The sequence below is a fragment of the Streptomyces decoyicus genome, assembly GCF_019880305.1.
Lineage (GTDB): Bacteria > Actinomycetota > Actinomycetes > Streptomycetales > Streptomycetaceae > Streptomyces > Streptomyces decoyicus.
Genome location: NZ_CP082301.1, coordinates 7,295,477 through 7,319,054, shown reverse-complemented (window position 1 = coordinate 7,319,054; position 23,578 = coordinate 7,295,477). Strand labels below are relative to the sequence as shown.

The following is a 23,578-nucleotide window of genomic DNA, read 5'->3' as shown; positions in this document are numbered from 1 at the left end:
GTTTGTCACCTGCGGCGATACGATCCGGGGTGAGGCGTGCGCACCCACGCCTCCCGCACCACCGAGAGGCTTTGCACCATGGTCAGCACCTCCCCGCCGCTCGCCGACGCCCTCGCCGCGGGGCCGGTCGTCCTCGACGGCGGGCTGTCCAACCAGCTGGAGGCCGCCGGGCACGACCTCAGCGACGCGCTGTGGTCGGCCCGGCTGCTGGCCGAGGAGCCGGAGGCGGTGGTGCAGGCGCATCTGGCGTACTACGAGGCCGGGGCCCAGGTCGCGATCACGTCCAGCTATCAGGCGACGTTCGAGGGGTTCGCGCGGCGCGGTACCGGCGAGGGGCAGGCCGCGGCGCTGCTCGGCCGGAGTGTGGAGCTCGCCCGCGAGGCGGCCGGGCGGGCGTCGGCCGGCGGGGTCGCCGGACCGCTGTATGTGGCCGCTTCGGCGGGTCCGTACGGGGCGATGCTGGCGGACGGCTCCGAGTACCGCGGCCGCTACGGCCTGTCGGTGGACGAGCTGGAGCGGTTCCACCGGCCGCGTCTGGAGGTGCTGGCCACGGCGCGCCCCGATGTGCTGGCACTGGAGACGGTGCCGGACGCCGAGGAGGCCCGTGCGCTGCTGCGGGCGGTGCGCGGGCTCGGTGTGCCGGCCTATCTGTCGTACAGCGTCGCGGGCGACCGCACCCGGGCCGGGCAGCCGCTGGCGGAGGCGTTCGCGGTGGCGGCGGACGTGGACGAGGTGATCGCGGTGGGGGTCAACTGCTGCGCGCCGGACGACGCGGACCGGGCGGTGCGGCTGGCGGCGCAGGTCACCGGCAAGCCGGTGGTGGTCTACCCCAACAGCGGGGAGAGTTGGGACGCTGCGGCGCGGGCCTGGTGCGGCAGCCCGGCGTTCAGCGCGGACCGGGTCGCCGCCTGGGCCGCGGACGGCGCCCGGCTCATCGGCGGCTGCTGCCGGGTGGGCCCGGACGCCATCGCCGAGCTGGCGGCCGGGCTCGGCCGCTGACGGGGCTGCCCGAGAGCGGGAGCCCGGCGGGCCGCAACGGACGCGGCGGTGGCCCCGGGAGCGGAGCCCGCCGGTCGCCACGGGCCCGGATGCGGGCCGAAGGCGTTACACAGACGCAACCGAAGCAGCGGCGACAGAGCCCCGGGCCGATGGCAGGATGCAGCCACATCGCAGCACGCACGGCTTGGTTGATGTTCATCCTGCCCCTGGAGGGCCTGTGTCCGCTCGCTCCGCGTTGCCTGTCATAGCCGCTGCCGCGGCCATCGTCGTTCTGGCGGGGTGCAGCAGCACCAAGTCCGACGGGAAGAAGGGCTCCGGTGGTCTGGAGCTGGTCTCCTCCGGGACCTTGAAGACCTGCACCCATCTTCCCTACGCGCCGTTCCAGGTGAAGAAGGACGGCAAGGTCGTCGGGTTCGATGTGGATCTGGTGGACCTGGTCGCCAAGGACCTGGGCGTCAAGCAGGAGATCGTCAATACCCCCTTCGAAGGCATCGAGACCGGCCAGGACTTCACCATCCGCAAATGCGATCTTGCCGCCGCCGGCATGACGATCACGTCCGCGCGGGACAAGGTCATGGATTTCTCCGACCCCTATTTCAATGCCACCCAGGCACTGCTGACGAAGTCCGGCAAGCCCTTCAAGAAGGTCGAGGAACTCAAGGGCAAGAAGCTCGGATACCAGAAGGCCACCACCGGCGGGATCTACGCCAAGAAGCACGGCAAGGGCGTCGAGCTGGTGGAGTTCGAGGATCTGGGGCTGCTGCTGACCGCCGTGAAGTCCGGGCAGGTCGCTGCCGGCATCAATGACAACGGCGTGCTCTTCGACTATGTGAAGCAGAACCCGGACACCAAGGTCACCGCGGAATTCAACACCGGTGAGCATTACGGCATCGGCGTACGCACCGGGAACGACGCGCTGCGCAAGAAGGTCAACGCGGTCATCAAGAAGGCGAAATCCGACGGGAGTTACGACCGGATCTACAAGAAGTGGTTCGGCACCACCCCGCAGAGCTGAGGCCGGCCGTCATGTCACTGTCCAAAAGACAGCGCGCGCGGGCGGTCCGCAGCGTGCAGTACGGCGTGCTGGTCGCCGCCGTTGTGGCCTTTGCGCTGGTCGCCGACTGGCACCAGCTGCGGATGGCGTTCTTCGACGTGGAGGTCGCCAAGGCGCTCTTCCCGGAGATCATCACCACGGCGCTGGTCAACACCGTCCTCTACACCCTGCTCGGCTTCGGTTTCGGTCTGGCGCTCGGCCTGGTGCTCGCACTGATGCGGCTCTCCTCCGTGCCGCCCTACCGCTGGCTCGCCGTCACCTATATCGAGTTCTTCCGCGGGATTCCCTGTCTGCTGGTGTTCATCGCGCTCGGCTTCGGTGTGCCGCTGGCCTTCGAGGTTGCGCTCGATATGAACATCACGGTGATGCTGTCGCTCGGGCTCGTGGGCGCGGCCTATATGGCGGAGACCATCCGGGCCGGTATTCAGGCGGTCCCCAAGGGGCAGACCGAGGCGGCGCGTTCCCTGGGGATGTCGCACGGCCGGGCAATGGTCTCGATCGTCATTCCCCAGGCGTTCCGTATCGTGCTGCCGCCACTGACCAATGAATTGATCCTGCTGACCAAGGACTCCTCGCTGGTGTATCTGCTGGGGCTCTCCCTCACCCAGTTCGAGCTGGCCAACTTCGGCCGGGACGCCCTCAATGAGCACAAGAGCCTGACCCCGATCCTGATCGCCGGGCTGCTCTATCTCGTGATCACCCTCCCGCTCGGCCAGCTGGTCCGTCGGCTGGAGGCCCGTACGGCGAAGGCCAGGTGAGCGGCGTGACGACCGACCAGGCGGCACCGGAGACGGCGGATGCGAAGGCCATCGACGTACAGGGCCTGCGCAAGGCGTTCGGTGAGCTGGAGGTGCTGCGCGGGATCGACTTCTCGGTGGCGCGCGGCGAGGTGGTGTGTGTCATCGGGCCCTCCGGGTCCGGGAAGTCGACCCTGTTGCGCTGTGTGAACCTGCTGGAGGAGCCGAGCGCGGGGCGGGTCGTGGTGGCCGGCACCGAGGTCACCGACCCGGATGTGGACATCGACCGGGTCCGGCGGCGGATCGGGATGGTCTTCCAGGCCTTCAACCTCTTTCCGCATCTGACCGCGCTGGAGAACCTGACGATCGCCCAGCGGCGGGTACTGGGCCGCGACCGCGGCGAGGCGGAGCGGATCGCCCGCGCCAATCTCGAACGGGTCGGGCTGAGCGACAAGGCGGGTGCCTATCCCGCGCAGTTGTCGGGCGGGCAGCAGCAGCGGGTGGCCATCGCCCGTGCGCTGTCCATGGAACCGGAGCTGATGCTCTTCGACGAGCCGACCTCGGCGCTGGACCCCGAACTGGTCGGCGATGTGCTGGCGGTGATGCGTGCGCTGGCGCAGGAAGGCATGACGATGCTCGTCGTCACCCACGAGATGAGCTTTGCGCGGGAGGTCGCCGACCGGGTGGTGTTCATGGACGGTGGGGTGATCGTCGAGGAGGGCACGCCGGAGCAGGTGGTCGGCGCCCCGCAGCACGAGCGGACCCGGACCTTCCTGGCGCGGGTGCTGGACCCGGCGGCCGCCGAGGTCGGGGAGGTCACGGACACCGGCGCGGCGGGCAAGCGCGTCGACCGCTGACCGGTCGAGGGCGTCGCCGGCGGCGGGCGGCGCACCGCCCGCTCGTCGACGACCACGGCCTCGGCAGGACGGACGGCCCCGATGCGTTCGACGCTCAGGGCCGTCTCGTGGGCGGTGTCTCGTGGACGACGGGGTGCCGACGACGGCGGTGACCGTCCGGCTCAGGAAAGCGGCCGGGTCAGCTTCTTGGTGGCGGTGCTGTTGCCCGCCAGGCTACAGCTGACGGTTTTGATGCCGATCCTGTAGCCCTGGAGGGTGGGGTACTGGACGTAGGTGCCCTCGGCGGTCCCCCTGGGCTGCCGGGCCGCCTTGCTCTGCAGCTCGTTGCGGCACAGCGAGGACGCCTTGGCCCGGATCTCGGTTTCGGTCGTCAGCCCGGATGCGAGGCGGTGGATGGTGACGACCTCGGCGTCGTGCGGGCCGTTGCAGGAGGCCTTGTCGTTGTTGCCGCCGCCGCCTGCCGGGCGGTCGTAGCAGTCTCCGGCCTTCATCAGATAGAAGGGGATCTTGTCGTCGTCGGGCGTCGGCGTGCTGCTCTCGAAGTCGCTGTCGGTGGGTGCCCCGGTGGGGGTGGCGCCGTAGGAGGGCGTCGCGGACGGTGTGGCGCTGGTGCTCGAACCGGGCGACTGGGCACGGTTGTTGTTGCTGCCGCCGTCGCTGTTGTTGATCACGATGAAGGTGATGACGGCGGCCAGCACGACCACACCACCGCCGATGATCATTGCGATGGTCTTGCCGTTGCCGCCACCGCCGGGCGGGCCGGGCGGCTGCTGCCAACCGCCGGGGCCCCCGGGCCCACCCGGCCCGGGAGGGCCGTAGCCGCCGCCTGCGGGCGGTCCGAAGCCGCCGGGGGGCTGGTTGCCTCCCGCGGGCGGGCCGTAGCCACCCGGGCCGAAACCGCCCTGGCCCTGACCGCTCGGGCCGTAGCCACCGGCCGGCGGGCCATAGCCGCCCGGGGTGCCCTGAGGCGGCTGATTCGGCTGGTTCGGCGGCGGAGGCGGAGGAAAACTCATGGTGGAAATGATCGCTTCTTTACTCGGTTTTCAGGGACTCGGTGACCAACCTGGAACATTTCAGGTCTGAAATGTCCGGCCCATGGGCACCGTTGGCGACAGGCAGCAAGCCACCCTACGGCTCGGAGGTTTTTCGTGTTCACCGACCTGCCCCTGGACGAGCTGCGCACCTACCGCCCGCCACGACCCGAGCCGGCCGGCTTCGACGCGTTCTGGCGGCGCACCCTCGACGCGGCCCGTGCCCACGACCTCGACGCGCGTTTCACCGAGTTCGATACGGGGCTGGCCCTGCTGCACACCTATGACGTGACGTTCTCCGGCTTCGGCGGGCACCGTATCCGCGGCTGGTTCCTGTTCCCGCGGGCGGCCGACGGGCCGCTGCCGTGCATCGTGCAGTACCTCGGCTACGGCGGCGGCCGCGGAATGGTGCACGACTGGCTGCTGTGGCCGTCCGCGGGGTACGCCACCCTCGTCATGGACACCCGTGGTCAGAGCGGCCCCAACCGTCCCGGCGACACCCCCGATCCGGTCGGCTCCGGCAATCCGGGCGTCCCCGGCAAGATGACCCAGGGTCTGCTCGATCCCGATGACTACTACTACCGGCGGCTGTTCACCGACGCGGTACGGGCCGTGGAGGTGGCACGCGGACACGAGGCGGTGGACGCCGGCCGGACCGTGGTCGCCGGCCGCAGCCAGGGCGGTGCCGCCGCCCTGGCGGTGACGGGCCTGGTCCCCGGCCTGGCGGGCGCGTTGATAGATGTCCCGTTCCTGACCCACATCCGCCGCGCGGTCGAGATCACCGACAACGGGCCGTACGGCGAACTCACCCGCTACTTCGCGGGTGCGCGCGGCCACATCGACACCGCGCTGCACACCCTGGACCACTTCGACGGCCTCAATTTCGCGGCCCGCTCCTCCGCCCCCGCGCTCTTCGGCACGGCGCTGCGCGACGAGGTGGTCCCGCCCTCGACCGGCTTCGCCGCGTACCACCACTACGCGGGCGAGAAGGAGTTGAAGGTGTGGCGGTTCAACGCCCACGAGGGGGGCGGCGGCGAGCAGCGGGCGGCCGAAGTCACCTTTCTGCGCGAGCTGTTCGGCTGAGCGGCCACCCGCCTTCCTGCGGCACCCCTCAGACGGCCCCCAGCAGGTGCTCCAGCGCCAGCTGGTCCAGATGCTCGAAGGCCATCCCGCGGGCGGCCGCCGCCTCGACGTCGAAGGTCTCGTAGGCGGTGCCGTCGGCGAGCAGACCGGCCAGGCCGTCCTCGGCGGTGGGCCGCCCCAGCTGGTCCAGGCGCCCGGCGCGCAGCGCGTCCTGGACGGCCGGGTCGGCCCGGAAGGCCGCGGCGCGCTCCTTGAGGAGCAGATAGTTGCGCATGCAGCCGGCCGCCGACGTCCAGACGCCGTCCAGGTCCTCGGTGCGCGGCGGCTTGAAGTCGAAGTGCCGCGGTCCGTCGTAACCGGCCGTCTCCAGCAGGTCGACCAGCCAGAACGCGGACCGCAGGTCGCCCGCGCCGAAGCGCAGGTCCTGGTCGTACTTGATCCCGCTCTGGCCGTTGAGGTCGATATGGAAGAGCTTGCCCGCCCACAGCGCCTGGGCGATGCCGTGCGGGAAGTTCAGCCCGGCCATCTGCTCGTGCCCGACCTCGGGGTTGACGCCGTAGAGCTCGGGGCGCTCCAGCCTCTCGATGAAGGCGAGGGCGTGGCCGACCGTGGGCAGCAGAATGTCGCCGCGCGGCTCGTTGGGCTTGGGCTCGATGGCGAACTTCAGGTCGTAGCCCTGCTCGACGACGTACTGGCCGAGGAGATCGAAGGCCTCCTTCATCCGGTCCAGGGCGGCCCGTACGTCCTTGGCCGCCCCGGACTCCGCGCCTTCCCGTCCGCCCCAGGCCACATAGGTGCGGGCGCCCAGCTCGGCGGCCAGGTCGATGTTGCGGAGTGTCTTGCGCAGCGCGTAGCGGCGGATGCCGCGGTCGTTGGCGGTGAAGGCGCCGTCCTTGAAGACGGGGTGGGTGAAGAGGTTGGTGGTTGCCATCGGGACGACCAGGCCGGTGGCGTCCAGTGCTTGCCGGAAGCGTTTGACGGCCGCCTCGCGCTCGATCTCGCCGGCGCCGAAGGGGATCAGGTCGTCGTCGTGGAAGGTGACGCCGTACGCGCCGAGGTCGGCGAGGCGGTGGACCGACTCGACGGGGTCCAGGGCCCGCCGGGTGGCGTCCCCGAAGGGGTCGCGGCCCTGCCAGCCGACGGTCCACAGGCCGAAGCTGAACTTGTCCCCGGGCACGGGCTGACGGCTCATCGTGGCTCCCTCGATCATTTCGTCAACGCACTTTACAAATTCCGCCACGGCCAAACTAATATGCGACAGCACACCGGGGAACCCCCTGGACCGAGACCATGGGATACGGGCCGCCAAGGGAGAGTGCACGATGGGCGCACAGTCAGCGGGACCGCTGGTCGTCGGGGTGGACAGCTCGACGCAGTCCACCAAGGCGCTGGTCGTGGATGCGGCGACCGGCGTGGTCATCGCCCGGGGCCAGGCCCCGCACACGGTCAGCGGCGGCGACGCCAAGGAGAGCGACCCCGGCCGGTGGTGGCAGGCACTGGGCGAGGCGCTGGCGCAGTGCGGCGACGCGGCGCGGCAGGCCTCGGCGCTGTCCGTCGGCGGTCAGCAGCACGGGCTGGTCGCGCTGGACGCGGCCGGTGAACCGGTGCGCCCCGCCCTGCTGTGGAACGACGTACGCCCGGCGCCGCAGAGCGAGCGGCTGATCGCGGAGCTGGGCGGTGCGAAGGCCTGGGCCCAGCGGGTGGGCAGCGTGCCGGGCCCGGCGTTCACGGTGGCCAAGTGGGCCTGGCTGCGGGCGAACGAGCCGGCCGCGGCCGCCGCCACCGCCGCCGTGCGTCTGCCGCACGACTACCTCACCGAGCGCCTGACCGGCGAGTCCGTCACCGATCGCGGCGACGCGTCCGGGACGGGATGGTGGGCGTCGTCCACCGAGTCCTACGACCCGGAGATCCTGGAGCATGTCGGGCTGTCCCCCGGGGCGCTGCCGCGGGTGGCGCTCCCGGGTGAGGCCGCCGGGACCGTACACACCGATGATCTGCCACTGCCCCATGGTGCGTTGGTGGCCGCCGGGACGGGGGACAACATGGCGGCCGCGCTCGGGCTGGGCCTGCGTCCCGGGCAGCCGGTGCTGAGCCTGGGCACCTCGGGCACGGTCTATGCGGTCTCCACCCACCGGCCCGCCGATCCGACCGGCACCGTGGCGGGCTTCGCCGATGCCCGCGGCGACTGGCTGCCGCTGGCCTGCACCCTGAACTGCACGCTCGCCGTGGACCGGGTGGCGGCGCTGCTGGGGCGCGACCGGGAAGCCGTGGAGGCGGGCGGTGAGGTGGCGATGCTGCCGTTCCTCGACGGCGAGCGCACCCCGAACCTGCCCGGCGCCTCGGGCCTGGTCCACGGGCTGCGGCACGACACCAGCGCCGGTCAGCTGCTCCAGGCCGCCTACGACGGCGCGGTGTTCGCGCTGCTCCAGGCCCTGGACCGGGTGCTGGACGCGGATGCCGCACCCGATACCCCGCTGCTGCTGATCGGCGGCGGCGCGAAGGGCCGGGCCTGGCGGGAGACGGTGTGCCGGCTGTCGGGCCGCCCGGTGGTGGTGCCCGAGGCACAGGAACTGGTGGCGCTCGGCGCGGCGGCGCAGGCGGCCGGACTGCTGCTGGAGGAGGACCCGGCGGCGGTGGCCCGTCGTTGGGGAACGGCGCGCGGCGCGGAGTACGAGGCGCAGCCGCGGGACGTCGCCGCCTGGGACCGGCTGGCGGCGACCCTCGCCGACGGCGAGGCCCTGCTGCGACGGTGACCGCAACACCACAGCCGTACACCAGGAGGGACCGCACCCTCGCCATCACCCCGAGGAGAACCCAGTGACCGCGCCCGGCGGCGACACCCAGCACGGCATCCGGCGGCGCAATCTGGCCCGGGTGCTCCGGACCGTGGCCGCGCAGGGCCCGCTCTCCCGGCCGGCTGTCGCGGCGCGGATCGGGCTGACCCGGGCGGGTGTGGCCCCGCTCGCCGACGAGCTGCTGCGGGCCGGACTGCTGGTCGAGACGGCGCGCGCGGCGACCGGCGGCCGGGGCCGGCCGGGCAGTGAACTGGCGGTCAGCGACCGTGGCCCGGCCGGGATCGGGGCCGAGATAGGCGTCGATCATCTGGCGGTGTGCGCGGTCGATCTGCGCGGGCGGGTCCGGGCCAGGGCGGCGGCCGGTGCGGCGAACCGGCACAGCGCTCCGGGGCCGGTACTGCGGCGGCTGTCGGCGCTGCTCGCGGAGGTGACCGAAGAGATCGCCGCCGAGGGGCTGCGGCCGGCCGGGCTGGCGGTGGCCGTGCCCGGCCTGGTGGCCCGCGGTTCGACGACCGTGGTGCACGCGCCCAACCTCGGCTGGCGGGCGGCCGACCTGGCCCCGGGGCTCGCCGGGGCAACGGCCCCGGGGGACGGCCCCGTCCCCCTTCCGCTCACCGTCGAGAACGAGGCCAACCTCGGCGCGCTGGCCGAACTCCGGCTGGGCCGGGACGACGGCCGGCCGGCGCCGCCGCCGGACTTCGTGCATGTGTCGGCCGAGATCGGTATCGGTGCCGCGGTCGTCGTGGACGGTCAACTGCTGCGCGGCGCACGGGGGTTCGCGGGGGAGCTGGGGCATGTGCCGGTGTATCCGGACGGCCCGGCGTGCGACTGCGGCGGCCGGGGCTGTCTGGAGCGGTACGCGGGGGAGGAGGCCGTGCTCCGCGCGGGCGGGCTCACCCCCGAGCGCGCGGCGGCCGCGCATCCGGGCCCGGGTGCCCGTATCGGCCTGCTGGCGCGCCGTGCCGCCGACGGGGACGCGGCCGTCGTGCGGGCGCTGCACGAGGCGGGGACAGCGCTCGGGATCGCGCTCGCCGGGGCGGTGAACCTGCTCGATCCGCAGGCGGTGGTCCTCGGGGGTGCGCTCGCCGGGCTGGCGCCCTGGATCCTGCCGTCCCTGGAGCGGGAGTTGGCGCTGCGGACGACCGTCGCGGCGGATTCCGGGCGGGCCGGCGGGCCGTTGGTGACGGTCTCCCGGCTGGGTGCGGACGGTCCGCTGCTGGGGGCGGCGCACGCGGCGCTCCAGGCCGTACTGGACGATCCCCTCCACTCCTGCGCCCCGGCACACTCTCCCCGGAATTGAACCCGCTAAACCTTTCCAGGGAACGAGAATTCCATGCCACCCCATCGAGCGATTGTGCCGATAAAAAGAGCACCACTACCTTCGGTTCGGCGGGCTGCCGCGGAACGGCCTTGAAAAGGGTGTTCCTGGGCGGTCCGCACAGCACCCTCCGAAGAGACAGGTGGCATTGTGACGATTGCCGACGAATCGCTGCACGGCAGTGCGGAAGACGCCCAGAATTCCAGTCTGAGTACCACCGCCGCGCGGAATCTGGCGACGACCACCAAGACCGCGCCGCAGATGCAGGGCATCACTTCCCGCTGGCTGCTGCGACTGCTGCCCTGGGTGCAGGTGTCCGGCGGCACCTACCGGGTGAACCGCCGGCTGACGTACACGCTCGGCGACGGGCGCATCGATTTCCACACCAGCGGCGGCGACGTCGAGATCATCCCCGACGAGCTGCGCGAGCTGCCCGCGCTGCGGGAATTCACCGATACCGAGGTGCTGTCCGCGCTCGGCGAGCGGTTCACCCAGCAGGAATACGCGCCCGGTGAACTCATCGCCGAAGCCGGCGCGCCGGGCGACCGGCTGGTGCTGATCGCGCACGGCCGGGTGGACCGTATCGGCACCGGCAAATACGGCGAAGAGGCGGTGCTCGAAGCGCTGGCGGGCGGCGACCACCTGGGGGACGCGCCGCTCACCGACCCCGAGGGGACCTGGCAGTTCAGCTATCGCGCGGTGACCCGGGTGACGGTCATGGCGCTGCCCCGGCAGGCCGCGCAGGAGATCGCCGACCGCTCCCCCGGGCTGCGCGAGCATCTGGCGGCGGCCGGGCAGGACACCGCGCAGCCGACGAACGCCAGCGGGGAGTCGGCGGTCTCCGTCGCCTCGGGGCACCATGGCGAGCCGCCCCTCCCCAGCACCTTCGTCGACTACGACCTGGCGCCGCGGGAGTACGAACTCAGCGTCGCGCAGACGGTGCTGCGCGCCCACAGCCGGGTCGGCGACCTCTACAGCGACCCGATGAACCAGGTCGAGGAGCAGCTGAAGCTGACCGTCCAGGCGCTGCGGGAGCGCCAGGAACACGAGATGATCAACAACCCCGGGTTCGGCCTGCTGCACAACGCCGACCTCAAGCAGCGCATCCACACCCGCACCGGCCCGCCCACCCCCGACGACCTCGACGACCTGCTGGCGACGGTCTGGAAGGACCCGGGCTTTCTGCTCGCCCATCCCCTCACGATCGCCGCGATCGGCCGGGAGTGCAGTGCCCGCGGGCTGTATCCGACCGCGGTCGATTTCATGGGACATTCGCTGCCCTCCTGGCGCGGGGTGCCGATTTTCCCGTGCAATAAGATTCCGGTGACACCGGAACGGACGAGTTCGATTCTTCTGCTGCGTACCGGCGAGGAAAAGCAGGGCGTTGTCGGCCTGCACCAGACCGGAATTCCTGATGAATACGAGCCGAGCCTCTCGGTGCGTTATATGGGTCTCGACGACCGGGCCGTCCTCAAATATCTCGTGAGTGCCTACTATTCGGCGGCCATTCTCGTGCCCGATGCGCTGGGCGTCCTCGACGACGTACAGATCGGCCACTGAACGGCCCGTGGAAGGGCCCGGCGTGCCCGGCGAACGGCCGCGTCCCTCCGCCCGCCCTGCCGCGCCGACCGTACGCACGTGCAGGCACCGCCGCACCGCACAGCACCGCACTGACAAGAACAGGTGAGCCTTCTTCATGACCACATCGGTGGATCCGACGTCCGGACCGCAGCAGTCCGCGATCGAGCAGAGCCGGTCCAGCCTGGACACCGCGGCCGCCCGCAAGCTGGCGACCACGACCAAGACCGTGCCGCAGATGCAGGGGATCTCGTCCCGCTGGCTGCTGCGCATCCTGCCCTGGACGCAGGTCTCCGGCGGTACGTACCGCGTCAACCGCCGGCTGACCCACACCCTCGGTGACGGCCGGGTGGATTTCGTCTCGACCGGCTCCGAAGTCCGGGTGATTCCCGCCGAGTTGCGGGAGCTGGCGCCGCTGCGCGGCTACACCGACGCCGGGACGCTGGAGGCGCTGGCGGACCGGTTCGTCCAGCGGGAGTTCGCGCCGGGTGATGTGCTGGCCCGTGCGGGCGGGCCGGCGGACCGGGTCATCCTGATCGCCCACGGCAAGCTCGACCGCCTCGGCACCGGCAAGTACGGCGACGAGACGGTACTGGGGGTACTGGCCGACGGTGACGCCCTCGGCGCCACCGTGCTGCTCACGGCGGACGCGGAGTGGGAGCACTCCGTACGGGCGGTGACCCGGGTGACCGCACTGACCCTGTACCGCAGCGACCTCGAAGAGGTACTGGGCCGGTCGGAGTCGCTGAGCAGCCATCTGGAGGAGTTCCGCGCGGCGATGGTGCCGGCGCAGAACAAGCACGGTGAGGCGGCCATCGAGCTGGCCGCGGGCCATGTCGGCGAGCCGGCCCTGCCGGGCACCTTCGCCGACTACGAGACGGCGCCGCGGGAGTACGAACTCGGCGTCGCCCAGACCGTGTTGAACGTGCACTCGCGGGTCGCCGACCTCTACAACGACCCGATGAACCAGCTGGACCAGCAGCTGCGGCTGACCGTGGAGGCGCTGCGCGAGCGCCAGGAACACGAGATGATCAACAACCCCGGGTTCGGCCTGCTGCACAACGCCGACCTCAAGCAGCGCATCCACACCCGCACCGGCCCGCCCACCCCCGACGACCTCGACGAGCTGATCTCCCGGCGCCGTAAGACCCAGTTCCTGCTGGCGCATCCGCGCACCATCGCGGCGATCGGGCGGGAGTGGAACGCCCGGGGGATCTACCCCACCACCGCGGAGTTCGAGGGCACGGCGGTCCGCGCCTGGCGGGGCATTCCGCTGTTGCCCTGCAACAAGATCCCGGTCACCCCGGAGCAGACCAGCTCGATCCTGGCGCTGCGGGTCGGCGAGGAGAACCAGGGCGTGGTCGGACTGCACCAGACCGGGATCCCGGACGAGTACCGGCCCGGCCTGTCGGTGCGCTTCATGGGCATCAACGACCAGGCCGTCATCAATTACCTGGTCAGTGCCTACTTTTCGGCGGCGGTGCTGGTGCCGGACGCGCTGGGCATCCTGGAGGACGTAGAGATCGGTCACTGACCGGCGCGGTTCGGTCCGGGTGCCGCCCACGATCGGCCGTCAGGCCCGTGTGCGCGGCACCCGAGTGACGTCCGATCAGGTATCTCGCCACTCCTGACCTGCGCCGTTCTGCCTTTGGTCGAGCCATTGGCAGAACGGCCATTCCCTTGGCAGGGCGTGCCCTGTTGCGCATCATGAACGCACCGCATGTGTGCGTGACATGTACGCGACCACTCCCCCTCGGTCCTTGTCAGGAGTTCACATGGAGCCCGACCCTCACCGCCCGGCCCGTCGGCGCCTGCTCACCGGTGCGGCCGCGCTCGCCGCGTCCGCCGCACTCGTCCCCTTCACCGCGGCCGGTGCCGCTCCCTCCCGGCGGTCGCCGCGCGGCGGCGCCTACCCCCCTGTCCACCAGGTGCCGGCGAACCCGGCCAACTTCACCGCCGCCAACCGCCCGACGCAGTATCCCGTCGAGATGGTCGTGGTGCATGTGACCCAGGAGACCTACGCGGACACCCTCGCGCTCTTCCAGGACCCCGCGCACAAGGCGGCCGCACACTATGTCGTACGGTCCGCCGACGGCTACCTTGCGCAGTGCGTCAGCGAGCGGAATGTCGCCTGGCACGCCGGGAACTGGGGCTACAACACCCGCAGCATCGGCATCGAGCACGAGGGCTGGACCGACGACCCGCTGTGGTTCACCGACCCGCTCTACGAGCAGTCCGCCCGGCTCACCGCCGCCATCTGTGACCGCTACCGGATCCCCAAGGACCGCGAGCACATCATCGGCCATGTCGAGGTCCCCGGCACCGACCACACCGACCCCGGTGAGTTCTGGGACTGGGCGCGCTATCTCCAGCTGGTCAACGACGCCTCCTGGCACGGCGCCGGATGACGCGGCACGCCGTACCGCGCCCTTCGGGGTGCCCGGAAGGCCGCGGCACGGCGTGCGGACACCGGCGACGGCGCCCGGCTCGGCGGTCAGTGAGCCGACCGCAGAAAGCGCGCCAGGCCCGCGAGGTCATCGGAGTTGAGGTGGTCGACGCCGGCGTCGACCAGCTCCGTCCACACCGCCTCGCGCGCCGCTCCGGCCGCATCCGGTGTCGCCCAGAAGCGCAGCCGGCGCCCCGCACCGTGCGCGGCCGCCACCAGCCGGCACAGCCGTTCCCGCTCGGCGGACGGTATCGGGCCCACGCCCTGCCAGCCGAAGAGGTCCGTCCAGGAGGCGGAGACCAGCGGGGCGAAGGAAGCGGGGGCGGCGGTCCCCAGATCCTCCGGGCGCCCGTCGTAGAAGGCGTGGCGCACCCGCTCGGCCTCCATGGGCGCAAGGGCGGCCCGGTCCCCGGAGATCACGGCGGTGACCGGACCACCGTGGACCCGGCCCGCGCGGCAGACGCTCAGCAGATCCCGGTAGCCGTGCAGGACCCGGGACAGCGCGCGGTAGGTGGAGTCACCCGCGGTCTTGATGTCGATCAGCAGCTGGAGGGAGAGCTGACGGCCCCGGTAGACCGTGCCGCCGTTGGCGCGAACCCGTCGGCGCAGCGGATCCAGATAGAGCGACTGCAGGGTGCGGGCCGGGTCGAGGCCGCCCTCCTCGTGGGCGACCAGCAGGCGGCCGTCCACCAGCCAGATGTCCGCCTCCACGCTGCCGAAGCCGTGGTCGAGGGCGTCGAGCAGGGGCCGGGCGTGCTCGTAGTCGTTGTGCGCATGGGCACGGCGCAGCGGCACGGGGCCGGTGGGCCGTACGGCCGTGTCACGGGCGGCGGCGGGCGCGGTCAGGCCCGCGGCGAGGACGGCGCCCAGCGACACGACGGCCGTTCTGCGGGTGTACGGATTCATGACATCTCCGGGTCATAGTGAGCGCCTTCGGCACCTGGGACAGTTGGCACGACGTCAGGGGGGATCGTGAAGCGGCGATTCGGTCGAGTGCGTGCGGTACTGACGGTGCTGGTGGCGTGGGGTGTGCTGGCGGGCGGAGGGATGGCGGGCGGGGCGCCGGCCACCGCCGCGGGCACCACTCTCCACCGCTCCCCTGCCAGGTCGGTGGCGCCTGGTGTGGCATACGGCGAATTCCGGATGACGGTGCCGCGCGGCACCGTGCACGGGCATCTGCTGACGGTCGATCTGGCCGCTCCGCGGGTCTCGGTGGATCTGCTGTACCCCGGGGCGGTCGGCGCGCGGTCGCCGGTGTCCCAACTGGCGGCCGACCGCGGCGCGGTGGGGGCCGTCAACGGCGACTTCTTCAATATCACCGAGACCCAGCACCCGGGTGTGGAGGCCACCGGCGCCTCGGTCGGCCCGGCGGTGGCCTCGGGGCGGCAGCTGAAGGGCGCGGTGCCCGACGGCCAGCGGTTCGGGCCGGTCATGCCACCGGGCGCGACCACCGAGGACGTCATCGGCATCGGCTACGACCGCCGGGCCCGGCTGGACCGGCTCACGCTGCGCGGTGCGGCGCTGACCGCCGAGGGGGCGCTGCCGCTGCGCGGGCTGAACCAGTACGCCCTGCCGGTCGACGGTATCGGCGCCTACACGCCGCAGTGGGGCCCGGCGTCCCGGGTGCGCGCCACCTGCGGCACGGACACCGACCGGGCGGCGCCGTGCACGACGGACACCGCGGAGGTCACCGTCCGGCACGGCCGGGTGACGGCGCTGGACGAGGTGCCGGGCGCCGGCGGGGTGGCCGCGGGGAGCGTGGTGCTGGTGGGCCGGGAGGAAGGGGCGCGGCAGCTGCGCAAGCTGCATATCGGTGAGCCTGTGCAGATCGCCCATCGCCTCGTCGGCCGGGGGCCCGGTCCTCTGCGGTGCGCGGTGGGCGGCTTCCCCATCGTGCGGGACGACGAGCCCGTGGCCGGTCTGGACACCGCCGCGGTGGCGGTACGGACGTCCGCGGGGATCGGGGACGGCGGACGGCTGCTGTATCTGCTGGCACTGGACGGGGCCCCGGGCCAGACCGGCCTGACGGTGCGTGAACTGGCCGATTTGATGGTGCAGTTGGGTGCACGGGACGCCATGGATCTGGACGGCGGCGGGTCCTCGACGCTGGTCACCGGCGACAGGTACGGGGCGACGGTCCGCAACCACCCGTCCGGCGGGGCGGAGCGGCCGGTGCCCAATGCGGTCGGGGTGTTCTCCTCCCGGTGAGCGCCCCGCCCCCGGACGCCCCCTGGCGGCGCCCGGCCCCGGTTCAGGCCTTCCCGGCGGTCGCGGCGCCCGCGGTGCGCATCCGGACCAGGGCGTAGGCGCCTCCGGCCAGGGCCAGGTCGGCGAGGAGCATGAAGCCGAGGGCGTAGGTGCCCTTGCCGCGGTGGACCGCGCCCAGGACGAGCGGCGGCACGAAGCCGCCGAGGCCCCCGGCGGCACCGACGATGCCGGTGACACTGCCGAGCTGCGACTGCGGTGTCACCCGCGAGACGAGCGCGAAGACCGCTCCGCCGGCCGCGCCCAGGCCCGCCGCCATGACCAGGAAGTGGACGGTGCCCGAGGGGTGCAGCGTCGGGTCGAAGGCCTGGAGGATCGCGGCCAGCGCAACCGCACCCAGCGCCCAGGCCGTGACGACGGCGGGGTGCCCCCGGTCCGCGCACCAGCCGCCGACGGGCCGGAAGACGACGGCGACCAGGGCGAGGCCGGCGGCCCGGGTGGTCGCGCCGCCGGCGCCGAGGCGGTACCAGGTCACCAGGTAGGTCGGCAGGTAGACGGCGAGCGCGAGGAGGCCGCCGAAGGCGAGCGCGTAGACCCCGGCCAGTTCCCAGGTGATCCGCCGCCGCCCGGCCCGTGCGAGCCGGGTGACGGGCGAGGTCCGCGGGACGGGTTGGTCCGGGTGGTCGTCGATCAGCAGTGCGCCGAGGAAGGCGAAGAGGGCGAGCGCCACGGCGACGACGAGATACGGCAGGTTCTCGTCGTAGGCGTGGAGGCGGGGAGTCAGATATCCGGAGAGTGCGATGCCGCCCGTGCCCAGCCCGGCGAGGCCCAGGGCAAGACCCCGGTGACGGGGCGGGAACCAGGCGTTGACCAGGGGGATGCCGATCGCGAACGTGGTGCCGCCCAGGCCGAGCAGACAGCTCACGGCGAGCATCTCGGCGTAGGAGTGCTTGGCGGGGGCGAGCAGCAGCACCGGCACGATGGTGAGCCCGGAGACCAGCGGGAACATCACCCTGGCGCCATAGCGGTCGGTGAGCGCACCGACCGGCACCCGGCCCAGCGAGCCGGCCAGCAACGGCACCGCCACCAGCGCCGCCGCCTCCGGTTCGGTCAGGCCGAGGCCGGACTTGAAGGCGTGCCCCAGGGGGGAGAGCAGGTTCCAGGCCCAGGAGGTGACCGTCAGACCGAGGATGGCGAGAACGAGGTTCCGGCAGGCCGCCACCGTCACGGACGCACACTGCTCACCACGTCGGCGGCGCCGGACAGTCCTTGGTGGATGTCCGGGGCGAGGCTGCTGTTCGCCAGGTAGAAGCCGAGCAGTGCGCACACCAGGGCGTGCGAGATCTTGAGCTTGCCGCTGCGCAGGAAGATCACGGTCAGGATCACCAGCAGCAGTACGACCGAGATGGAAATGGCCATGGGACGCACACCTCCTCAACCGCCGCCCGAACGGGCAGCAAGGGGTGGCCAGTTTGGCGTATTTCAGGGTATGTCCGGTTCTCGTCCGGGTGCTCCAATCAGGTGATCACTGCGGGTCACGGGGACCGGCGGCGGGGCGCGGTGGACGACGGCCGACCGGACCGTGCGGCTCACCCACCCGGAGGCGGGGCGCGCGATGCCGTTCACCGGCCGGCCGGCCACCGACCCGCCCCCTCGCCTGCAATCGGACGGCCCCACGGAAGGAATCACCCATATCCCCGCAAGTGCCAAGCAGCGCTCCGGCATTCACCCCCGCACCACACCCCCACCCCCCATTGTGTCGTGTATCACATCACTCCCTGCAACGAAGTGTGGCGATCTGCCGTCTTAGCGGCCGACACCGCCGCCCTCTCCGTACCGCAGACGAAAGCCCGACATGAGCCAGACCCCCTCCCGCCGCCGGCCGTTCCGGCCGCGGCGTGCCGTACCCGCTCTGGCCCTGGCGGTCGGCGTGGGCACGCTCTCCGCATGCGGGGGCGTCGAGGAGCCGGCACCCCAGGGCGACCCGGTGAAGGTGGCACTGGGCGCGGCGAGCGGGACCGGCGCCGTGCAGGCCGGCGACCGGCTCCGGGTGACCGCGAAGGGCGGGGTGCTGACCGAGGTGACGGTCACCGACCCCAGGGGACAGCAGCTGCCCGGCGGGCTCGGGAACGGCGGAACCACCTGGACGTCCAGGACGAAAGCCGCCCCGGACACCAAGTACTCCCTCGTCGCCAGGACCAAGAACGCACAGGGCGGCGTCGGCGCGGCCAAGGAGTCGCTGACCACCGCGAGGGCGGCCAGGCTGAACACCCTGACGGCCGGGCCCGGATCACCGGGCACCGTGGTCGGCGCCGGCCGGCCCCTCGCGCTCACCTTCGACTTCCCGGTGACCGACCGGGCCGCGGTCGAGCGGCGACTGAGCGTCACCAGCGGCGGCCGCACTGCCGGATCGTGGCACTGGGGGAAGGACCGCAGCGGCAGGGACCGGGTGGACTGGCGTCCCGCGCAGCAGTGGAAACCGGGCACCCACGTCACGTTGCGAGCGGCCCTCGGCGGGGTGTACTCCGGCGGCGGCCGCTACTTCGCCGACGACTATGACCTGAACTTCACCATCGGCCGGAGTTGCACCGACTCGGACATGGGACGGGATTGTGGCAAGGTCCAGGTGAGTGACCCCGTAGAGGTCACCGCACCCTCCGAACGAGGGGAAGACAACAGGACCACCGGGATCGGAGACTGGCATGACGGCTGATCCCCGTGGCAGAGAACCAGCGCCCACGCGTCGAGCAGCTGACCCCTTTCAGAGCCTAGTGTGACGGAATGAGCACCGTGCAGGACCAGGATCAACTCACGGGGTGGCGGCGCTTCCGGCGCCGTGTCCCCAATGGCTTCGCCATCATCTTCAGTGTGCTGGGGCTCTTTTGTGCCCTGACGGCGCTGATCGGGCCGCTCCGGCGCGGACTCCACCCGGTGATCTACTGGCTGGACGCCCTCACCATCCCGGTGGCGCCGAACTTCGCCTATGCGGTGTTCCTCTTCCTCCTGGGCGCCGCGATGACCGCTCGCAAACGGGTCGCGCTGTGGTTCGTGGTGGCCTACATGGTGCTGGTCATCCTGGCGGACGCGCTGTTCCTCGCCAGGGGGTACTGGGAGTACGCCTTCTCCCTGGTGCTGTGCGCCGGAGCGCTGGTGCTGCTGCTCGTCTCGCACCGCGAGTTCTATGCGATCACCCGGCGCGGCGCGTTCCTGCGCGCCAGTTTGGTGCTGATCGGCGGGCTCGTGGTCGCGGTGCTGATCGGCTGGGGACTGGTGTCGCTGGCTCCCGGCACACTGGAGCCCGGCGGCGCCAACCGGCTGCTGTGGGCGGCCAACCGCGTCTGTGGCGGGCTGGTCGGCGGCCGGCTGGTCGAAGGCCATCCGGCGCACTGGACCAGCGCCGTCCTCGGACTGCTCGGCGCGCTGGCAGAGCTGAACGCCGCGCTGACGCTGTTCCGTTCGCAGCGGATGGAGGCCGCGCTGCACGGCGACGAGGAGGCCCGGATCCGGGCGCTGCTGGACCGCTACGGCAGCCAGGACTCCCTCGGCTACTTCGCCTCCCGCCGCGACAAGGCCGTGGTCTTCTCCCCCAGCGGCAAGGCCGCCGTCACCTACCGCGTCGAGGCCGGTGTCTGTCTGGCCAGTGGTGACCCGGTCGGTGACCGCGAGGCGTGGACGCAGGCCATCGAGGCATGGCTGGAGGTCGCCGGACGGTACGGCTGGCAGCCCGCCGTCATGGGCGCCAGCGAGAGCGGCGCCAAGGCGTTCGCCCGCTGCGGCCTCGGCGCGCTTCAGCTCGGCGACGAGGCGATCCTGCATGTGAAGGACTTCGACCTGGACGGCCGGGAGATGCGGGTGACCCGCCAGGCCGTCAACCGTGTCGAGCGCACCGGCGCGACCTTCCGCGTACGGCGCCACTCCGAGCTGACCGACGAGGAGATGCAGGAGGTCATCCACCGGGCGGACGCCTGGCGGGACACCGAGACCGAGCGCGGGTTCTCGATGGCGCTGGACCGGCTGGGCGACCCGGAGGACGGCGCGTGCCTGCTGGCCGAGGCGTTCGACGGCGACGGCAACATGATCGCGCTGCTGTCGTTCGTGCCGTGGGGCAAGGACGGCATCTCGCTGGACGTCATGCGCCGTGACCGCACCGCGCCCAACGGCGTCATGGAGTTCATGGTGGCCCGGCTGTGCGCCCAGGCCGGTGCCATGGGCGTGCGCCGGATCTCGCTGAACTTCGCGGTGTTCCGGTCCGCCTTCGAGGAAGGTGCCCGGATCGGTGCCGGGCCGGTGCTGAAGTTCTGGCGCAGGCTGCTGCTGTTCTTCTCCAAGTGGTGGCAGCTGGAGGCCCTCTACCGTTCCAACGCGAAGTACAACCCGGAGTGGTACCCGCGGTTCCTGTGCTACGCCGACACCGGCGCGCTGGCCCGTATCGGTCTGGCCTCCGGTATCGCCGAGGGCTTCGTGGCCGTACCGAGCCTGGGCAAGCTGTGGGGCAAGGGCCACAAGAAGCGGGTGCTGGCCCCGGCCAGCACCGCGGGCCTGCCGTCGCTGGACGAGCTCGGCCTGGTGCAGACCGGTCCGGCCACCGAGGAGGAGCTGCACGAGCAGGAACTGGCCGCGCTGCCCGAGCAGGTGCGGGTGCGCCACCGGAAGCTGGAGCGGCTGCGGGAGGCCGGCACCGACCCGTACCCGGTGGGCGTGCACCGTACGCACACCCTGGGCGAGGTCCGCGACGAGTACCCGGACCTGACGCCCGGCACGCGCAGCGGCAAGTCCGTCAGCATCGCCGGGCGGGTGCTGCTCACCCGCGACCACGGCGGCGTGCTCTTCGCGGTGCTGCGGGACTGGTCGGGCGATCTGCAGATCGCGCTGACCCGGGACGGCAGCGGCAAGGACCTGCTGGACCGCTTCGGTGCGGACATCGACCTCGGTGACCATGTCGAGGCGGAGGGCGAGGTCGGCACCAGCGACCGCGGTGAGCTGACGGTGTTCGTGACGCAGTGGCGACTGACGGCCAAGTGCCTGCGGCCGCTGCCGGACAAGCGGCGCGGACTGTCCGACCCGGAGGCCAAGGTCCGCCAGCGGTATGTGGACCTGGTCGTCTCGACGGACGCGCGGGACAACGTACGGGCCCGCAGCACGGCCGTACAGGCGCTGCGCCAGGGCCTGATCGACCGCGGCTATCTCGAGGTCGAGACGCCGATGCTCCAGCAGATCCACGGTGGCGCCAACGCCCGCCCGTTCCAGACCCACATCAACGCCTACGACCTCGATCTGTATCTGCGGATCGCGCCGGAGCTGTATCTCAAGCGGCTGTGCGTGGGCGGTATGGAGAAGGTCTTCGAGATGGGGCGGACCTTCCGCAACGAGGGCATCTCCTACAAGCACAACCCCGAGTTCACGATGCTGGAGGCCTACCAGGCCTTCGCCGACTACGACGTGATGCTCGACCTGACCCGGGAGCTGATCCAGGGCGCGGCGATCGCCGCGTTCGGCAGCGCCACGGCCCGTAAGGCGGACGCGAACGGCAGGCTCGTCGAGCACGACATCTCGGGGATCTGGCCGGTCAAGACCGTCTACGGCGCGATCTCCGAGGCGCTCGGCGAGGAGGTCGATGCGGACACCGCACCGGACCGGCTGCGCCGGCTGTGTGCTGCCTCGGCGGTGCCGGTGAAGCCGGAGATGGGCCGCGGCGACATCGTGCTGGAGATGTACGAGCGGCTGGTGGAGGAGAAGACCCAGCTCCCCACGTTCTACAAGGACTTCCCCACCGATGTCTCGCCACTGACCCGGCAGCACCGCAAGGACCCGCGGCTCGCCGAGCGCTGGGACCTGGTCGCGTTCGGCACCGAACTGGGCACCGCCTACTCGGAGCTGACCGACCCGGTCGAGCAGCGGCGGCGGCTCACCGCCCAGTCGCTGCTGGCGGCCGGCGGTGACCCGGAGGCGATGGAGCTGGACGAGGACTTCCTCCAGGCCCTGGAGTACGCGATGCCGCCGACCGGTGGTCTGGGCATCGGCGTGGACCGGCTGGTCATGTTCCTCACCGGGCTGTCGATCCGCGAGACGCTGCCGTTCCCGCTGGTGCGGCGCCGCTGACGACGCTCACGGCCCTGCACGACGGGCGAGACGGCGAAGGCCACCTCCTTGCGGGGGTGGCCTTCGCCGTTCGCGGGCACTTGGCACGGGCCGGCGCCGTAACACCGGGCAGGGCGCGGACGAGGGTGCGGCGGCCGGCCGCACCGCCGGGGCGCCTCAGAACCAGTTGACGGTGAGCGGGAAGGTGACGGTGGCGGTGGCGCCCGTGGAGTCGGTGGCGGTGGCGGTGACCGGGAAGGTGCCGGTCTGCCAGGGTCTGCCGCCGATCCGGCCGCCCGCGGCGTCGGCGCCCAGGCCCAGCGGCAGACCGGTGGCGCGGTAGGTGAGCGGGGGTGTGCCGCCGGTAGCGGTCAGCTGGACGGTGCATTCCTGTGCGAAGCGGCAGGTCTGCGGGCCGGGGGCGGTGAGCTGGAGGCCGCCGTCGGGCGGCTCGGTGCCGTCGGTGTCGAACACCCCGGTGACGGGAGCGGCGGAGGCGGCATTGCCCGCATGCCCGGTGCCGTACATGTCCTCGACCGTGCGCAGCAGGCTGAAGTGGTTGTACGCGCCGCTGACGCTGCCCTGTCTGACATGGGCTCCGTGGAACACGGTCGCGATCCGGTTGGAGCCGAGGTAGTTGTCCTCGTCCCAGGTCACCATCAGCAGGCTGTTGTGGTCCTCGGCCCACGTGGCGTAGGAGGCGAGGTTGTTCTTGGTCCAGGTGTCGCCGCTGCCGACGGCGCAGTCGTGCATGTCGTTGCACATGTCCGGGATGACGAAGGACACCGTGGGCAGCTTGGTGAAGTCGTCCTTGGGGAACTGGGCGAAGGTCTTGGCGGTGTTCAGCGGCACATTCTCGAAGGCGAACCAGGGGTTGTGCTTCTGGGCGTACCGGCCGGCGGAGCAGGTCGTGGCGCCCTCCTCCGGCAGGCCCTCGTTGTAGCTCGCGAAGGTCTTGCCGGCGGCGATCAGCTCCTGGCCGAGGTTGGGGGCGGTCATCGACTGCGCGGTGTAACAGCCGTCGCCGGTGACGCCCTGGGTGGTGCCGGAGAAGAGGTTGAAGTAGTTCGGCTGGCTGGGGTGGGTCAGCGCCTTCATACCGGTCAGTTCGGCGCCTTGCTGGGCGAGTTGGTTGAGGTAGGGCGCCTGGGAGCTGCCGATGATCTCGCCGTACTGCTTGTTCTCGAAGACGACGATCACGACATGGTCGTAGGACGGCAGGGCCGCCCGGGTGCCGGTGCCGCTCGCGTGGACCGCCGCGCCTGTGGGGGTGGGGTGCGCGTCGGCGGTGGTGGCGGCGACCGTCAGCCCGAGCGCGCCGAGCATCGCCACGAGCGCCCTGCGCAGATGGACCGCTGTGCGTTTCATCAGGTCTCCCTCCTTGCCTGAGGGTGCCG

At 71.7% G+C, this 23,578-nt stretch carries 19 protein-coding genes; 13 read left to right on the top strand and 6 right to left on the bottom strand.

The window, feature by feature from the left end; all coding sequences use genetic code 11:
• Positions 1-78 precede the first annotated feature (78 nt).
• From mmuM to K7C20_RS31890, 4 genes are all read left to right on the top strand, one after another.
• Positions 79-999 (top strand): homocysteine S-methyltransferase, encoded by a 921-nt coding sequence (gene mmuM / locus K7C20_RS31905; RefSeq protein WP_053210582.1) that lies wholly within the window; start codon positions 79-81, stop codon positions 997-999.
• Positions 1,000-1,216: 217 nt separating this feature from the next.
• Positions 1,217-2,014 (top strand): transporter substrate-binding domain-containing protein, encoded by a 798-nt coding sequence (locus tag K7C20_RS31900; RefSeq protein WP_030088880.1) that lies wholly within the window; start codon positions 1,217-1,219, stop codon positions 2,012-2,014.
• An 11-nt stretch (positions 2,015-2,025) separates the two neighbouring features.
• Positions 2,026-2,811 (top strand): amino acid ABC transporter permease, encoded by a 786-nt coding sequence (locus K7C20_RS31895; RefSeq protein ID WP_030088881.1) that lies wholly within the window; start codon positions 2,026-2,028, stop codon positions 2,809-2,811.
• Positions 2,808-3,647, top strand: a complete 840-nt coding sequence (locus K7C20_RS31890; protein WP_030088882.1) for an amino acid ABC transporter ATP-binding protein — start codon at positions 2,808-2,810, stop codon at positions 3,645-3,647. The genes K7C20_RS31895 and K7C20_RS31890 overlap by 4 nt, the downstream gene beginning before the upstream one ends.
• 161 nt (positions 3,648-3,808) lie before the next feature.
• On the opposite strand, the gene K7C20_RS31885 is transcribed toward K7C20_RS31890, so the two are convergent.
• Positions 3,809-4,660 carry a hypothetical protein gene (locus K7C20_RS31885; protein ID WP_030088884.1) on the bottom strand — a complete coding sequence of 284 codons (852 nt, stop codon included), beginning with the start codon at positions 4,658-4,660 and terminating at the stop codon, positions 3,809-3,811.
• Positions 4,661-4,795: 135 nt separating this feature from the next.
• On the opposite strand from K7C20_RS31885, the gene K7C20_RS31880 reads away from it, so the two are divergent.
• Positions 4,796-5,761, top strand: a complete 966-nt coding sequence (locus tag K7C20_RS31880; protein WP_053210583.1) for an acetylxylan esterase — start codon at positions 4,796-4,798, stop codon at positions 5,759-5,761.
• Positions 5,762-5,789: 28 nt separating this feature from the next.
• Here the strand turns inward: K7C20_RS31880 and xylA are convergent, their stop codons facing one another.
• Complete coding sequence (gene xylA / locus K7C20_RS31875; RefSeq protein WP_053210587.1) at positions 5,790-6,953, bottom strand: xylose isomerase; 1,164 nt, start codon at positions 6,951-6,953, stop codon at positions 5,790-5,792.
• 130 nt (positions 6,954-7,083) lie between these two features.
• Here xylA and xylB point away from each other — a divergent pair, with 130 nt between their 5' ends.
• The 5 genes from xylB (at position 7,084) to K7C20_RS31850 (ending at position 13,860) form a co-directional block, all read left to right on the top strand.
• Positions 7,084-8,514: a xylulokinase gene (xylB, locus tag K7C20_RS31870; RefSeq protein WP_053210584.1), complete on the top strand. Its 1,431-nt coding sequence runs from the start codon at positions 7,084-7,086 to the stop codon at positions 8,512-8,514.
• Positions 8,515-8,578: 64 nt separating this feature from the next.
• Positions 8,579-9,856, top strand: a complete 1,278-nt coding sequence (locus K7C20_RS31865; protein WP_053210585.1) for an ROK family protein — start codon at positions 8,579-8,581, stop codon at positions 9,854-9,856.
• 165 nt (positions 9,857-10,021) lie between these two features.
• Positions 10,022-11,434, top strand: a complete 1,413-nt coding sequence (locus tag K7C20_RS31860; protein ID WP_222892728.1) for a family 2B encapsulin nanocompartment shell protein — start codon at positions 10,022-10,024, stop codon at positions 11,432-11,434.
• Positions 11,435-11,570: 136 nt separating this feature from the next.
• Positions 11,571-12,986: a family 2B encapsulin nanocompartment shell protein gene (locus K7C20_RS31855; RefSeq protein WP_222892697.1), complete on the top strand. Its 1,416-nt coding sequence runs from the start codon at positions 11,571-11,573 to the stop codon at positions 12,984-12,986.
• A gap of 241 nt (positions 12,987-13,227) precedes the next feature.
• Entirely contained in the window at positions 13,228-13,860 is a 633-nt protein-coding gene (locus K7C20_RS31850) for an N-acetylmuramoyl-L-alanine amidase (RefSeq protein ID WP_030088020.1), read from the top strand.
• Between the two features lie 86 nt (positions 13,861-13,946).
• Here the strand turns inward: K7C20_RS31850 and K7C20_RS31845 are convergent, their stop codons facing one another.
• Entirely contained in the window at positions 13,947-14,804 is an 858-nt protein-coding gene (locus K7C20_RS31845; RefSeq protein ID WP_030088018.1) for a phosphatidylinositol-specific phospholipase C/glycerophosphodiester phosphodiesterase family protein, read from the bottom strand.
• An 87-nt stretch (positions 14,805-14,891) separates the two neighbouring features.
• Between K7C20_RS31845 and K7C20_RS31840 the strand changes: the two genes are divergently transcribed.
• Positions 14,892-16,106, top strand: a complete 1,215-nt coding sequence (locus K7C20_RS31840) for a phosphodiester glycosidase family protein (RefSeq protein ID WP_053208583.1) — start codon at positions 14,892-14,894, stop codon at positions 16,104-16,106.
• Between the two features lie 43 nt (positions 16,107-16,149).
• Here K7C20_RS31840 and K7C20_RS31835 read toward each other — a convergent pair whose 3' ends face one another.
• Together K7C20_RS31835 and K7C20_RS31830 are read right to left on the bottom strand one after the other, a co-directional pair.
• The gene (locus K7C20_RS31835) at positions 16,150-17,331 is read right to left on the bottom strand and encodes an MFS transporter (RefSeq protein ID WP_053208584.1); all 1,182 of its coding nucleotides are present in this window, start codon (positions 17,329-17,331) and stop codon (positions 16,150-16,152) included.
• A complete protein-coding gene (locus K7C20_RS31830; RefSeq protein WP_030088015.1) occupies positions 17,328-17,522 on the bottom strand; it encodes a hypothetical protein in 195 nt (64 codons plus the stop codon). The genes K7C20_RS31835 and K7C20_RS31830 overlap by 4 nt, the downstream gene beginning before the upstream one ends.
• A gap of 436 nt (positions 17,523-17,958) precedes the next feature.
• Here K7C20_RS31830 and K7C20_RS31825 point away from each other — a divergent pair, with 436 nt between their 5' ends.
• Entirely contained in the window at positions 17,959-18,816 is an 858-nt protein-coding gene (locus tag K7C20_RS31825) for an Ig-like domain-containing protein (protein WP_030088013.1), read from the top strand.
• A gap of 68 nt (positions 18,817-18,884) precedes the next feature.
• Positions 18,885-22,202, top strand: coding sequence for a bifunctional lysylphosphatidylglycerol synthetase/lysine--tRNA ligase LysX (gene lysX / locus K7C20_RS31820; RefSeq protein WP_053208585.1), 3,318 nt, complete (start codon positions 18,885-18,887; stop codon positions 22,200-22,202).
• Positions 22,203-22,358: 156 nt separating this feature from the next.
• On the opposite strand, the gene K7C20_RS31815 is transcribed toward lysX, so the two are convergent.
• Positions 22,359-23,549, bottom strand: a complete 1,191-nt coding sequence (locus K7C20_RS31815; RefSeq protein WP_030088005.1) for an alkaline phosphatase family protein — start codon at positions 23,547-23,549, stop codon at positions 22,359-22,361.
• Positions 23,550-23,578: the final 29 nt, after the last annotated feature.

Bases quoted from the DNA above. Each gene is read 5' to 3' on its own strand.
- mmuM (WP_053210582.1), top strand. From the start codon at position 79: ATGGTCAGCACCTCCCCGCCGCTCGCCGACGCCCTCGCCGCGGGGCCG.
- K7C20_RS31895 (WP_030088881.1), top strand. From the start codon at position 2,026: ATGTCACTGTCCAAAAGACAGCGCGCGCGGGCGGTCCGCAGCGTGCAG.
- K7C20_RS31885 (WP_030088884.1), bottom strand. From the start codon at position 4,660: ATGAGTTTTCCTCCGCCTCCGCCGCCGAACCAGCCGAATCAGCCGCCT.
- xylA (WP_053210587.1), bottom strand. From the start codon at position 6,953: ATGAGCCGTCAGCCCGTGCCCGGGGACAAGTTCAGCTTCGGCCTGTGG.
- xylB (WP_053210584.1), top strand. From the start codon at position 7,084: ATGGGCGCACAGTCAGCGGGACCGCTGGTCGTCGGGGTGGACAGCTCG.
- K7C20_RS31855 (WP_222892697.1), top strand. From the start codon at position 11,571: ATGACCACATCGGTGGATCCGACGTCCGGACCGCAGCAGTCCGCGATC.
- K7C20_RS31850 (WP_030088020.1), top strand. From the start codon at position 13,228: ATGGAGCCCGACCCTCACCGCCCGGCCCGTCGGCGCCTGCTCACCGGT.
- K7C20_RS31845 (WP_030088018.1), bottom strand. From the start codon at position 14,804: ATGAATCCGTACACCCGCAGAACGGCCGTCGTGTCGCTGGGCGCCGTC.
- K7C20_RS31830 (WP_030088015.1), bottom strand. From the start codon at position 17,522: ATGGCCATTTCCATCTCGGTCGTACTGCTGCTGGTGATCCTGACCGTG.
- K7C20_RS31825 (WP_030088013.1), top strand. From the start codon at position 17,959: ATGAGCCAGACCCCCTCCCGCCGCCGGCCGTTCCGGCCGCGGCGTGCC.
- lysX (WP_053208585.1), top strand. From the start codon at position 18,885: ATGAGCACCGTGCAGGACCAGGATCAACTCACGGGGTGGCGGCGCTTC.
- K7C20_RS31815 (WP_030088005.1), bottom strand. From the start codon at position 23,549: ATGAAACGCACAGCGGTCCATCTGCGCAGGGCGCTCGTGGCGATGCTC.